We start from the raw sequence: 12205 nt of genomic DNA on the forward strand, positions 1-12205 counted from the left end.
GGGACGAGATGTCCGAGCCGATAGAAGCCCAGGGCCACAAGGTCGTCGAGCTGTTCGGGGCCTGCGGGGCCGCGCCCGACGACCTGGAGGTCGCGCGCGCCGCCGACGAGGCGCTGCGCATCCTGGAGGACATGCTGCTCGCCACCGAGACGCCGGCCCGCCGCGGTCTCAACGGGGTGAGCGCGCCGTGACCGCCGTGGTGCCCAACGGGATGGCCCCGGCCCCCGTGCCCGCCGCCCCGGGGACCGCGAGCGGCGCGTTCCCCGACGGCGTGCCCTCGCCCGAGCTGGCGGGCCTGCTCGCCGAGATGGCGCGCTACCTGGAGGACGACCCTCCCGCGCTCTCCCTGCCGCCGAGGGCCTTCCTGTCGCCGGAGCTGTACGAGCTGGAGCGCCGTCGGGTGTTCGGGCGCTCCTGGGTGCTGGTCGCGCACGTGGACGACGTGTCCAAGCCCGGCGACTACCTGGCGCTGACCGTCGCCGAGGAGCCGGTGGTGGTGGTCCGGGGCTCCGACGGCGTGCTGCGCGGCCTGTCGCCGGTGTGCCGGCACCGTCTCATGCCGGTGGTGGCCCCCGGTTCGGGGACCACCGACGCCTTCACCTGCCCGTACCACCTGTGGCGGTACGGCCTGGACGGCGCGCTCGTCGAGGCGGCCTACATGGACGGCAACCCGGCCTTCGACCCGGCGTCCTGCCGGCTGCCGGCCTTCTCGGTGGAGGAGTGGAACGGCTTCGTCTTCGTGAACCTCGACCCGGTGGCCGCGCCGCTCGCCCCCCACATGCGGCAGGCCGGCCGCGACCTGGAGTGCTACCCGCTCGGGCAGATGGTGCAGGTGGCCACCTGGGTGCACCAGTGGGGGGTGAACTGGAAGCTCGCCGCGCAGAACGTCTACGAGAACTACCACGTCACGGGCCTGCACGGGAACACCATCGCGCAGATCACGCCGCCCGGCGCCGACACCGACGTCCGGGTCGACTCCCCGTGGGTGACCTGCCTGCGCACCCCGCTCAACGCGCCGCTGGAGGCCTCGGCGGTGGACCTGCCCGAGGACGTCAAGCGGTACATGTACCACTGGGCCGTCTTCCCCTACGGCAGCCTGCAGGCGTTCGCCGACGCGATCATCTGGCTCAGCGTCATCCCGACCGCCGTCGACAGGACCGAGGTGCGCGGCGGCGTCCTGCTCCCGGCGGAGCTGGTCGCGGGCGCCGACCGCGAGGCGCTGCGCAGGAACGCGCTGCTCACCCCGGACATCGTCAACGCCGACGACAAGCAGGCGCTGGAGGCCGTCCAGGCGGTGCTCGGCTCCCGGCACGCCGAGCGCGGCCACCTCAGCCCCAAGGAGCCCGGCGTCCAGGTGTTCTACCGCAACCTCGCCGCGGCGCTGCTCGCGCGGCACTAGGCACGACCGTGCCCCCATGACGGCGGTCTCAGGGCCGCCGTCATGGGGGCACGTGCGTTCGGGCGCCCCCGAGGGGGCGCCCGGTCAGCGGGTGCGGGTGATCATTCCGGCGGCGACGGTCGCGTTGGTGGTCTCGTCGATGATGATCAGGCTGCCGGTGACCCTGTTGCGCGGGTACTCGTCGCACAGCAGGGGCGTCATGGTGCGCAGCCGCACCAGCCCGATCTCGTTGAGCGAGAGCGAGGTCGCCGCGGTGTCCCGCCCGAGCGAGTTGACGTCCAGGCGGTAGCTCAGCTCGGAGACCACCGCGCGCACCGAGCGCGTGGTGTGCTTGACGGTGTAGCGGCCGCCCGGGGTGAGCGGCCGGGTGTCGTCCATCCAGCAGACCATCGCCTCCACCTCGCGAGTGACGGCGGCCGGGTGGTGCGGCACGCAGATCATGTCGCCGCGCGCCACGTCCAGGTCGCCGGCGAGCCGGATCGTCACCGACATCGGCGGGAACGCCTCCGGCACCGGCCCGTCGGCGGTCTCGATGGAGGAGATCACGCTGGTGAGGCCGGACGGCAGCACGACGACCTCGTCACCGGGGCGCAGCGTGCCCGAGGCGATCTGGCCGGCGTACCCGCGGTAGTCCGGGTGACCGGACGACTGCGGCCGGATCACGTACTGCACCGGGAACCGCGCGTCCACCAGGTTGCGGTAGGAGGCGACGTGCACCCCCTCCAGGTGGTCCAGCAGCGAGGGGCCGTCGTACCACGGCATGTTCGCCGACCGGGAGACGATGTTGTCCCCGTGCAGCGCCGAGATCGGGATGGCCGCCGGCTCGGGCACGCCCAGCTGGGCCGCGAACGCCGAGAACTCCTCCCTGATGTGGTGGAAGACCGAGCCCGACCAGCCGACCAGGTCCATCTTGTTCACGCACAGCACCAGGCGCGGCACGCGCAGCAGTGAGCACAGGAAGGCGTGCCGGCGCGACTGCTCCACCAGGCGCTTGCGCGCGTCCACCAGGATCAGCGCCACGTCGGCCGTCGACGCGCCGGTCACCATGTTGCGGGTGTACTGCAGGTGGCCCGGGGTGTCGGCGATGATGAACCGCCGGCGCGGGGTGGCGAAGTAGCGGTAGGCGACGTCGATGGTGATGCCCTGCTCCCGCTCGGCCCGCAGGCCGTCGGTGAAGAGGGAGAGGTCGGCCCACTCGTGGCCGCGTGAGGCGCTGAGCGCCTCGACGGCCGCGATCTGGTCCTCGAACAGCGACTTGCTGTCGTAGAGCAGCCTGCCGAGCAGGGTGGACTTGCCGTCGTCCACGCTGCCCGCCGTGGCGAACCGCAGCAGTTCGGTCGGCGGCGACTGGTCGGTCATGCGCAACGGATCGAGAACGCCGCTGGACATCTCAGAAGTACCCCTCTCGCTTGCGGTCCTCCATGGCCGTCTCGCTCACCCGGTCGTCGCCCCGGGTCGCGCCCCGCTCGGTGACGCGGGTGGCCGAGATCTCCTCGATCACCCTCTCGACGGTGTCCGCCTCCGAGCGCACCGCCGCCGTGCACGAGGCGTCGCCCACCGTGCGGTAGCGCACCTTGGTGGTGAACGGCCGCTCGCCGGGACGCAGGGGCAGGAACTCGTTGACCGCGAAGAGCAGCCCGTCGCGGTCGACCACCTCGCGCTCGTGCGCGTAGTAGATGTCGGGCAGCTCCAGCCGCTCGCGCGCGATGTACTGCCAGATGTCCAGCTCGGTCCAGTTGGACAGCGGGAACACCCGGATCGACTGGCCGGGGTGGATGCGCGCGTTGTACAGCGCCCACACCTCGGGGCGCTGGTTGCGCGGGTCCCACTGGCCGAACTCGTCGCGGAAGCTGAAGATGCGCTCCTTGGCGCGGGCCTTCTCCTCGTCGCGCCGCGCGCCGCCGAACAGCGCGTCGAAGCGGTGCTTCTCGACCGCGGCCAGCAGCACCGGGGTCTGGATGCGGTTGCGCGAGCCGTCCGCCGGCTCACGCACCCGGCCGGAGGCGAGGGCGTCCGGAACGCTCGCCACCTCCAGCGTGACCCCGAGCTCGGCGACCCGCTTGTCCCGGAACGCGATCACCTCGGGGAAGTTGTGCCCGGTGTCCACGTGCAGGACGGGGAAGGGAATGCGCGCGGGGGCGAACGCCTTCTGGGCCAGCCGCAGCATGACGACCGAATCCTTGCCGGCGGAGAAAAGCAGGACCGGACGCTCGAATTCGGCGGCCACCTCGCGCATGAGGAACACGCCCTCAGCCTCCAGCGCGTCGAGATGCAATAGCCGGGTCATCGGTAATGTTACGGAGTCCAAGCGGCTCACCTGCCATTTCAGTTATTGAAGTACGCATTCGTGCCGGCGACGCTTATCCGCATACCTGAGGGCGGGCGGTAGGCCCAGGGTAACAGTGGCCGCGTATAAGGTGCTGACGCTCCGCTGACCGATAAGTCGGCCCGCCGTGAAACGGCATTCGAAGGGCGTGTCAGCGGACGGTAAGCAGCTGATCAGCGCTCCGTCAGCGCCGTCTGCCATAGTACAGCTCAGTGATATTAGAAAAACCGCGGCCGAAACATTCACGGCCCGAAAAGGACAAGGAGCGAAAATGAGCGGGGAAACTCAGAAGATTGACGTGGCGAGGCTGTACAACGACGAGCTCGGCGAGTCGCATTTCATCGACGAGACGATGGAGGTCGTCGCGGCCAACTTCGCGCCGCCGGCCCCGCCCATCTACGTGTCCGCGGGCGTGCCCGCCAAGCAGGTCGTCTACCTCTTCCTGCCCAAGGGCTACGAGGGCGACTTCCACCCGGCCCCGCGCCGCCAGATCATGACGCTGATGAGCGGGTCGCTGGAGTCCAGCTCCAGCGACGGCTCGACGCGCCGGTTCTCTCCGGGCAACACGATGCTTGTCGAGGACACCCAGGGCAAGGGCCATTCGACCAGGGCGCTCGAAGACTGCGTCATGGTGGTTTCGCAGCTCGACTGATCTTCGGCCGCTGGGCCGTCGCGCGCGAGCTCGACGGCTCCGGCTGATCGGAAGCTTCCGGAGAGGTCATAAAAGAAATGAGACTTCCCAGGCTCGCCCGCAGATCGGTCGCGCGCCTCATGGCCGTCGCGATGATCGCGGGCGTCCTCACCGGCGTCGGCGCGGCCGCCGACGCGAAGGTCGTCTGGTCCTCCGAGTTCCGGGGGTCCAACGGAACCGTCTACACCGCCACCAACCACCTCGTCTCCGCGGCGTACGGCCGCGGGCGGCAGTGGCTGCTCGCCTGGGCCGGGCCCGCGGCGCAGCCTGCCCCCGACTTCCTCGCGGTCATCGACGCCACCCCCGGCTCGTCCTCCTACGGCAAGGTCGTCAACACCGTGACGGTCGGCCCCAACATGGGCAACGAGCCGCACCACCTGCAGTACGTCTGGCACAAGGGCGACCACATCTACGCCGGCGGCATCATCTCCGACACGACGTTCGTCTTCGACACCAAGGCGCTGCCCTCGCTGCGCCTGGTCGGGGTCAACGTGCCGACGGACACGCCGTGCGGGACGCTGCCCGACGCCTACCACGTGCTCAAGGACGGCACCGCCTACGGCACCTACATGGGCGGGCCGGACGTCACCGGGCCCTGCACCTACACCAACGGCGAGGTGCGCGTCGGCAACGGCGCCGCCGGATCGCCCGGTGAGATCGTCCGCATCGCCCCCGACGGCCGGACGCTGGCCGAGATCCCCGCGGCGACCGCCGAGGGCGAGGACCCCGAGCAGTGCGGCAACATCCCGGCCCTGCCGGCCGCGAGCTGCGCCAACCCGCACGGCCTGGCGGTGCGCGAGGACCTGAACATCATGGTCGTCAGCGACTTCGCCGAGGCGCGCAACTTCCTGACCCCCGACGCCCCGCTCCAGGCCAACCTGGCACGGCAGACGGTGCGCGTCTTCGACATCACCGACAGGAACGACCCGGTGCTGAAGTCGGTCACGAAGGTGAGCGACGGCCCCCGGGGCCCGCAGGAGAAGGAGGCGTTCTTCCGCGAGTCACGGGTGGTGATGGAGGTCGCCACCACCAACAAGCCCGGGCACAAGGGCGCCTTCGTCTCCTCGATGGCCGGCGGCGCGGTGTTCTACACGCCCGACGTCACCGCGGCCACCCCCAAGTGGCGTGAGGTGCTGGACGACACCGCCGCCTACCGCAAGATGGACCCGCGCAGCACGCTCACCGGCGGCGGCGACAACTCCAGCTGGCTGGCCGTCAGCCCGGACGACCGCTACCTGTTCCACACCGTCATGGGCCAGTCGATCCCGTACGGCGCGCCGCTCGACGTCACCAGCGGCATGCTCTACGTGCTCGACATCCGCAAGCTGCTCGCCTCGGGCAACCGGCCGAAGTGCTCGGTCGACCAGCTCCACGAGGTCTACCGGGGCGGCTCCGAGCACGACTGTCCCGAGCTGGTGGGCGTCGTGCCCATCAGGGACACCTCACCCGGCGGCCCCCACTGGGGGACGATGGACATCTTCGACCGGGACAGGAACGGCATCTACCGCGAGACCGACCAGGTCAAGCGCATCGCGGCCGCCAACTACTTCGTCAACGGCTCCTTCGGCGGCGGCGGCGACCACCGGGTGTGCATGTTCGACCTCGGCAAGGGAGGCCGCGTCACGACGGACAACTCCTTCCGGGACGAGAACACCGGGAGGCCGTGCGTCAGCTTCAACCGGGCGTCCTGGCCGCACGGCGACTTCGGCGACAGCCAGCCGCACGGCGTGATGTTCGCGGTGAGCGACAGCGTCCTGCGATGACCGACTCGATCACGCTCCAGGCGCTCGTGGTGGCGGGGGAGACCCCCCACCACGAGCGGCTGGGTGAACTGTCTTCACGGCCGGGCGGCGCCGTGGCGGGGGCACTGCTCCTCGCCTTCGGCGTCGCCCTGGTCGTCGTCGCCGTCGGCGGCCTGCTGCGCCGCCACGGCCTGTTGCGCCGCCGCTCCACGGTCTGGGTCGCCGCCGCGGCGCTGGCCGCCGCCGTGCTGGTGGCCCCGGTGGCCGCCGCCGCCCGGCTGCCCGCGCCCCCGGAGCCGGGCGTCCCGCTGCTCGGCACGGTGGCGCTGGCCGGTGAGCGGGTGCCGGTGCTGGTGGTGCCGAACCGGCCGGGGTACAACCTGGTGCGCGTCGGGGCCGAGCAGGCGTCCGCCGGTCCGGACGAGGGCCGGCTGGTCGCGGCCGGGAAGCCGGCGGGCGGCGTCGAGGCGTGGATCGGCGTCGACCTGCCCGCCGGCGAGAGCCGGCTGCGCGTCGCGGCCGGGGGCGCCACCGGGACGCTGGACGTCGACACCGGGAGGGCCGGCGGCACCCAGCCGCCGGCGCTGCGCGGCGACGACGGCCCCGAATGCGCGAGCGCCGCGCTCGGCGCGCTGGTGGCCGGCGCCGCCGAGCCGCTCGCGTCGTGCCCGTCCGACCGCCTGTCGGCGGCGGACGCCGCCGCGCTGCGGTCGATGGTCCGGTTCCTGGCGGGCCGGGGGGAGCGGACGGTCGCGCTGGCCGCCGACGCCTCCCCACGCGGCCGCGCCGCCGCCGACGAGGTGCGCGCCGCCGCGGCGCGCGCGCGGATCTCGGTGACCGAACCGGGGACGGGCCGGCACCCGCTGGTCGTCGTCTCCGGCTGGGCGCGGGCGGGCGAGCTGGTGGAGGCCGTCGGGTCGGAGGAGCTGGTGGCGCAGGGCACCTACCTGGCGCCCTGGCTGCTGTCGGCGCCGCTGCTGAGCCCGAGCGCCGGTCAGCTCATCCCGCTGCGCTACGCGCCCAACGACCCGGCGCCGATGGAGTACCTGGCGGCTCTGGCCGCGCGGTTCCCCGGCGAGCCGCCCACCTCGGCCGGGTACGAGGCCTGGCGGGCGGCGCGCGGCGCGGACGCGCGCGCCGCGGCCCGCCTGTTCGCCTCGGCGGTGTTCTACAAGCCGGGCAGCGGGGGGCCGCAACGGCACCACCACCAGCCCGCGGCCTGGCTGCCGAACGGGATGGTGCTGCCGGTGGCGGGACCGCTGGACGACCGCTAGTGCCGGGTGCCGCCGGGGCCACCCCGGAGCGCACGAGCCCGGCCGGCCCGCGAGGGCCGGCCGGTTCACCGGCCGGCCCCGGGAGAGCGCGGCCCCGCCGGGGCCGCGAGGGCCGGCCGGTGAACACCTGAGCCCCGGGCCCCGGCGAACCGCCGGTGCCCGGGGCCCCCGGGGTGCTCAGCCCTTCACGTAGCCCATGCCCTCGACGATCAGACCGTCGCGCAGCCTCATCAGGTTGACGCCGCGCACCGAGTCGGCGTCCCCCGGCCCCCACCGCAGCCGCCACCGGATGGTGGCGCGGTCGCCGCAGGCCCAGATCTCCTCGGGCTCGAACTTCGACTGCTCCGAGCTCGCGATGCCCGACCAGAATTCCAGGCACGCCGCCTTGCCGACGTGCCGGGAGCCGTTCGGCGCCGGCCCGGAGTTCTCCAGGACGCAGTCGTCGGCCAGAAGCTCCTCCAGGAGGCTGGGGTCGTGCTTGAGAAACGCGTCGTTGAACTGGTTCATCACCGCGAGCGTTTTTTCGTCCGACATGGCGGACTACCACCTTTCCGGAACGTCTGATTACGGGTCCGGCCGATGGGGGCCCCAAAACGGCCGGGATATTACGCCGCGCCTCGAATCGGGCGGTGAGTACGTGCCGGAGCATACGCCGACCGGCTCACGCCCACAGTAGATATGAACGCACCGGTGACGCAATCCCCGCGATATCAGGGAACGCGCGACGGTCAGTGGAGTGTCAGCACATGAACCTTAACGTTTTAACCATGACCAACGACGACAGAGCTCCGCTGGACCTCGCCTATCGTCATGCGATTGATTATCTAGGCGGCCTGCGGGAAAGACCCGTGGGCGCCACCGCCGACCTCGGCCGGCTTCTGGAACTGTTCGGCGGCCCGATGCCGGCCGGCCCGGCTCCGGCGGTCGACACCGTCGAGCTGCTCGGGCGCGCCGTCGCCGAAGGCGGGGTGCCGGCCGCCTCGGGGCCGAGGTTCTTCGGGTACGTCACCGGCGGCACGCTGCCCGTCGCGATCGCCGCCGACTGGCTGGTCGCGGCCTGGGACCAGACCGCCAGCCTGTACAACCTGGCGCCGGCCATCTCCGTCGCCGAGCACGTCGCGGCCGAGTGGATCGTCGACCTGTTCGGACTGCCCGAGGGCACATCGGTGGGGTTCCCCACCGGCTGCACCATGGCCCACCTGACCGCGCTGGCCGCGGCCCGGCATCACCTGCTGGCCAAGGCCGGCTGGGACGTGGAGCGGTACGGGCTGCCGGGCGCCCCCGAGGTCACCATCGTGGGCGGTGCGCAGCGGCACATGACGATCGACCTCGCGCTGCGCTACCTGGGCTTCGGCTCCGGGCGCGTGCTGGTCGTCCCCGTCGACGAGCGGGGCCGCATGCGCCCCGACGCGCTGGCCGAGACCCTCGCCGGGCGCGAGGGGCCGATCATCGTCTGCGCGCAGGTCGGCGACGTGAACTCCGGCGCGATCGACCCGGTCGGCGAGATCTCCGACATCGCGCACCGGTACGACGCCTGGGTGCACGTGGACGGCGCGTTCGGCCTGTGGGCCGCCGCCAGCCCCGAGCTGCGCCCGTTGGTGGCCGGGGTCGAGAAGGCCGACTCGTGGGCGTGCGACGCGCACAAGTGGCTCAACGTCCCCTACGACTGCGGCATCGTCATGATCGCCCACCCCGAGGCGCACCGGGGCGCGATGTTGAACGAGCGGGCCGGCTACCTGCCGCCGGGCACGCCCGGCGAGCGCGACGCCATCGAATGGGTGCCGGACTTCTCGCGCCGCGCCCGCAGCCTGCCGGTCTGGGCGGCGCTGCGCACCCTCGGCAAGTCGGGCGTGGCCGACCTCGTCGAACGGTGTTGCGCGCTGACCCGCAGGTTCGCCGAGCAGCTGGCGACCGTGCCCGGCGTCGAGGCGCTCAACGACGTCGTGCTGAACCAGGTGATGGTGCGGTTCGGCGACGACGACGCCCTCACCCGCGACGTCATCGCCCGCATCCAGGGCAGCGGCGTCTGCTGGTTCGGCGGGACCACCTGGTACGGGCGCGCGGCCATGCGCGTCTCGGTGGTCTCGTGGCAGACCACCGAGGAGGACGTCGACCGCTCGGTCGAGGTCGTCAGGGCCGCCGTCGCCGCCGCCACACAGCACAGCGCCCGCCAGGGCGTCCCGCTCCCGTCGTAGGAAGTCACCAGGAAGGGCCGCGGAAGATGGCCAGAACAGCAGTCACAGCGCCGGCCGCGGCCGCGCGCGGGCAGGGGCAGTGGGCGCTGGGCGACCGCGAACCCCTCAACGCCAACGAGCAGGCGAAGACGGCGGAGGACCCGTTGCTGGTCCGCGGCCGCATCGAGCAGGTGTACGCGCGGGGCGGCTTCGCCTCGATCGACCCGGTCGACCTGCGCAACAGGTTCCGGTGGTGGGGGCTGTACACCCAGCGCAAACCGGGCATCGACGGCGGCAAGACGGCGATCCTCGCGCCCGAGGAGCTCGACGACGAGTACTTCATGCTGCGCGTCCGCGTCGACGGCGGCCAGCTCGACCTCGCCCAGCTCCGCACCATCGCCGACATCTCCACCCGGTACGCCCGTGACACCGCCGACGTCACCGACCGGCAGAACATCCAGTTCCACTGGATCCGCGTCGAGGACATGCCCGAGATCTGGCGGCGGCTGGAGGAGGTGGGCCTGTCGACGACCGAGGCCTGCGGCGACTGCCCCCGGGTGGTCCTCGGCAGCCCGGTGGCGGGCGTCTCGGCCGACGAGGTGCTGGACGCGACCCCGGCGATCCGCGAGATCACCGCCCGGTACGTCGGCGACCCGTCGCTGTCCAACCTGCCGCGCAAGTTCAAGTCCACGATCTCCTGGCTGGCGGACGTCCCCTACGAGGCCAACGACATCGCCTTCCTCGGCGTGACGCACCCCGAGCACGGCCCCGGCTTCGACGTGTGGGTCGGCGGCGGGCTGTCCACCTCGCCCATGCTCGCCCAGCGGCTCGGCGTGTGGGTGCCGCTCGCCGACGTGCCGGACGTGTGGGCCGGTGTCAGCTACCTGTTCCGCGACTACGGCTACCGGCGGCTGCGCCACCGCGCGCGGCTGAAGTTCCTGGTCGCCGACTGGGGCGTGGAGCGGTTCCGCGCGGTGCTGGAGGAGGAGTACCTGCGCCGCCCGCTGCTGGACGGGCCGCCGCCCGTGCTGCCGGCCGCCCCGCTCGACCACATCGGCGTCCACCGCCAGCGCGACGGGCGGTACTACGTCGGGGCCGCGCCGGTGGTGGGCCGGGTGTCGGGCGCCACGCTGACCGCGCTCGCCGACATCGCCGAGGCGCACGGGTCGGGGCGCGTCCGGCTGACGCCGTACCAGAAGCTGCTGGTGCTGGACGTCGCCGACCCGGCGCCGCTGGTCGAGGACCTGCGCGGCATCGGCCTGGAGGCCGAGCCGTCGCCGTGGCGGCGCAACACGATGGCCTGCACCGGCATCGAGTACTGCAAGCTCGCGATCGTCGAGACCAAGGGCCGCGCCGCCGAGCTGGTGGCAGAGCTGGAGAAGCGGCTCGCGGGCACGCCCGCCGAGGTGAGCGTCAACGTCAACGGCTGCCCGAACGCGTGCGCCCGCACGCAGGTGGCCGACATCGGCCTCAAGGGCCAGCTGCTCACCGACGCCGACGGCGGCCAGGTCGAGGGCTTCCAGGTCCACCTTGGCGGCGGGCTGACCATGGCCGAGGGCCAGGACGGCGGCTTCGGCCGCAAGCTGCGCGGGCTGAAGACCACCGCGGCCGACCTTCCGGACTACGTCGAGCGGCTGGCGCGGCGCTACCTGGGCGGCCGGCGCGACGGTGCCGAGAGCTTCGCGCAGTGGGTCGCGCGAGCCGATGAGGAGGAGCTGCGATGACGCCGGCACGAGTCCCGGTCATGCACTGCCCGTACTGCGGTGAGGAGGACCTGCGCCCATCCGCGGAGGCGCACGCCTCGTGGGAGTGCCGCCAGTGCGCGCGAGCCTTCCAGGTGCGGTTCGTGGGCCTGCTCGTCGGGAGGGAGGACCGATGAGCACGCTGACGCCCGACGACCTGATGTCGCTGGCCGCCGACGCCGGGCGCGAGCTGGAGCACGCGCCCGCCGAGGAGATCGTCGCGTGGGCCGCGAGCACGTTCGGCCCGAGGTTCTGCGTGACCAGCTCCTTCGCGGACGCGGTGCTGGTGCACCTGGCCTCCCGGGTGGTGCCCGGCGTGGACGTGGTGTTCCTGGACACCGAGCTGCACTTCCCCGAGACGCTCGCGGTCCGCGACCGCGTCGCGGCGACCATGCCGGTGCGGGTGCTGTCGATGCGCGCCGGGCTGACCATGCCGCAGCAGGACCGCGCGTACGGTCCCAAGCTGTACGCCGTCGACCCCGACCGGTGCTGCGCCATGCGCAAGGTCGCGCCGCTGGAGCGCGCGCTCGAAGGCTACGACGCCTGGGCGGCCGGGCTGCGCCGCGAGGAGTCGCCGAGCCGGGCCCGCACGCCGGTCGTGCACTTCGAGCAGGCGCGGGGCAAGGTGAAGGTCAACCCGCTCGCCCGGTGGACCCAGGCGGAGGTCGACGCGTACGTGGCGCGGCACGACGTGCCGGTCAACGACCTGACCCGCCGGGGCTACGCGTCGGTCGGCTGCCGCCCGTGCACCCGCGCGGTCGCGCCGGGCGAGGACGCGCGCGGGGGCCGGTGGGCGCTGTTCGACAAGACCGAGTGCGGCCTGCACGGCGCGCCATGACCCCCGTCCCGGCATCCCA

General features: G+C 72.6%; 12 protein-coding genes. 9 read left to right on the forward strand and 3 right to left on the reverse strand.

Annotated elements, in window-relative coordinates; all coding sequences use genetic code 11:
* Window positions 1-8 precede the first annotated feature (8 nt).
* Entirely contained in the window at window positions 9-191 is a 183-nt protein-coding gene (locus tag PYR91_RS23200) for a hypothetical protein (RefSeq protein WP_279782721.1), read from the forward strand.
* On the forward strand, window positions 188-1399 hold the full coding sequence (locus PYR91_RS23205; protein ID WP_279782723.1) for an aromatic ring-hydroxylating dioxygenase subunit alpha: 1212 nt from the start codon (window positions 188-190) through the stop codon (window positions 1397-1399). The genes PYR91_RS23200 and PYR91_RS23205 overlap by 4 nt, the downstream gene beginning before the upstream one ends.
* 84 nt (window positions 1400-1483) lie before the next feature.
* Here the strand turns inward: PYR91_RS23205 and PYR91_RS23210 are convergent, their stop codons facing one another.
* Window positions 1484-2788, reverse strand: a complete 1305-nt coding sequence (locus PYR91_RS23210) for a GTP-binding protein (RefSeq protein ID WP_279782725.1) — start codon at window positions 2786-2788, stop codon at window positions 1484-1486.
* A gap of 1 nt (window position 2789) precedes the next feature.
* Window positions 2790-3686, reverse strand: a complete 897-nt coding sequence (gene cysD, locus PYR91_RS23215) for a sulfate adenylyltransferase subunit CysD (RefSeq protein ID WP_279782727.1) — start codon at window positions 3684-3686, stop codon at window positions 2790-2792.
* Between the two features lie 310 nt (window positions 3687-3996).
* Between cysD and PYR91_RS23220 the strand changes: the two genes are divergently transcribed.
* From PYR91_RS23220 to PYR91_RS23230, 3 genes are all read left to right on the forward strand, one after another.
* Window positions 3997-4377: a hypothetical protein gene (locus PYR91_RS23220; protein ID WP_279782729.1), complete on the forward strand. Its 381-nt coding sequence runs from the start codon at window positions 3997-3999 to the stop codon at window positions 4375-4377.
* Window positions 4378-4454: 77 nt separating this feature from the next.
* A complete protein-coding gene (locus PYR91_RS23225) occupies window positions 4455-6179 on the forward strand; it encodes a selenium-binding protein SBP56-related protein (RefSeq protein ID WP_279782731.1) in 1725 nt (574 codons plus the stop codon).
* Window positions 6176-7432 (forward strand): hypothetical protein, encoded by a 1257-nt coding sequence (locus tag PYR91_RS23230; RefSeq protein ID WP_279782733.1) that lies wholly within the window; start codon window positions 6176-6178, stop codon window positions 7430-7432. Before PYR91_RS23225 ends, PYR91_RS23230 begins: the two co-directional genes overlap by 4 nt.
* Window positions 7433-7609: 177 nt before the next feature.
* Here PYR91_RS23230 and PYR91_RS23235 read toward each other — a convergent pair whose 3' ends face one another.
* The gene (locus PYR91_RS23235) at window positions 7610-7966 is read right to left on the reverse strand and encodes a nuclear transport factor 2 family protein (RefSeq protein ID WP_279782735.1); all 357 of its coding nucleotides are present in this window, start codon (window positions 7964-7966) and stop codon (window positions 7610-7612) included.
* 233 nt (window positions 7967-8199) lie between these two features.
* On the opposite strand from PYR91_RS23235, the gene PYR91_RS23240 reads away from it, so the two are divergent.
* Genes PYR91_RS23240 through PYR91_RS23255 form a run of 4 tightly spaced genes read left to right on the forward strand, consistent with a single transcriptional unit; the run spans window position 8200 to window position 12186 of the window.
* Complete coding sequence (locus PYR91_RS23240; protein WP_279782737.1) at window positions 8200-9627, forward strand: aminotransferase class V-fold PLP-dependent enzyme; 1428 nt, start codon at window positions 8200-8202, stop codon at window positions 9625-9627.
* Window positions 9628-9653: 26 nt separating this feature from the next.
* The gene (locus PYR91_RS23245; protein ID WP_279782739.1) at window positions 9654-11330 is read left to right on the forward strand and encodes a nitrite/sulfite reductase; all 1677 of its coding nucleotides are present in this window, start codon (window positions 9654-9656) and stop codon (window positions 11328-11330) included.
* The gene (locus PYR91_RS23250) at window positions 11327-11485 is read left to right on the forward strand and encodes an Insertion element protein (RefSeq protein ID WP_279782741.1); all 159 of its coding nucleotides are present in this window, start codon (window positions 11327-11329) and stop codon (window positions 11483-11485) included. Before PYR91_RS23245 ends, PYR91_RS23250 begins: the two co-directional genes overlap by 4 nt.
* The gene (locus tag PYR91_RS23255; RefSeq protein WP_279782742.1) at window positions 11482-12186 is read left to right on the forward strand and encodes a phosphoadenylyl-sulfate reductase; all 705 of its coding nucleotides are present in this window, start codon (window positions 11482-11484) and stop codon (window positions 12184-12186) included. Before PYR91_RS23250 ends, PYR91_RS23255 begins: the two co-directional genes overlap by 4 nt.
* Window positions 12187-12205: the final 19 nt, after the last annotated feature.

The organism is Sphaerisporangium sp. TRM90804, assembly GCF_029846175.1.
In the GTDB taxonomy this organism is placed as follows: domain Bacteria; phylum Actinomycetota; class Actinomycetes; order Streptosporangiales; family Streptosporangiaceae; genus Sphaerisporangium.

Coding starts and splice junctions, on each gene's coding strand:
- PYR91_RS23200 (WP_279782721.1), top strand. CDS start 9: ATGTCCGAGCCGATAGAAGCCCAGGGCCACAAGGTCGTCGAGCTGTTC.
- PYR91_RS23210 (WP_279782725.1), bottom strand. CDS start 2,788: ATGTCCAGCGGCGTTCTCGATCCGTTGCGCATGACCGACCAGTCGCCG.
- cysD (WP_279782727.1), bottom strand. CDS start 3,686: ATGACCCGGCTATTGCATCTCGACGCGCTGGAGGCTGAGGGCGTGTTC.
- PYR91_RS23220 (WP_279782729.1), top strand. CDS start 3,997: ATGAGCGGGGAAACTCAGAAGATTGACGTGGCGAGGCTGTACAACGAC.
- PYR91_RS23225 (WP_279782731.1), top strand. CDS start 4,455: ATGAGACTTCCCAGGCTCGCCCGCAGATCGGTCGCGCGCCTCATGGCC.
- PYR91_RS23230 (WP_279782733.1), top strand. CDS start 6,176: ATGACCGACTCGATCACGCTCCAGGCGCTCGTGGTGGCGGGGGAGACC.
- PYR91_RS23235 (WP_279782735.1), bottom strand. CDS start 7,966: ATGTCGGACGAAAAAACGCTCGCGGTGATGAACCAGTTCAACGACGCG.
- PYR91_RS23240 (WP_279782737.1), top strand. CDS start 8,200: ATGACCAACGACGACAGAGCTCCGCTGGACCTCGCCTATCGTCATGCG.
- PYR91_RS23245 (WP_279782739.1), top strand. CDS start 9,654: ATGGCCAGAACAGCAGTCACAGCGCCGGCCGCGGCCGCGCGCGGGCAG.
- PYR91_RS23250 (WP_279782741.1), top strand. CDS start 11,327: ATGACGCCGGCACGAGTCCCGGTCATGCACTGCCCGTACTGCGGTGAG.
- PYR91_RS23255 (WP_279782742.1), top strand. CDS start 11,482: ATGAGCACGCTGACGCCCGACGACCTGATGTCGCTGGCCGCCGACGCC.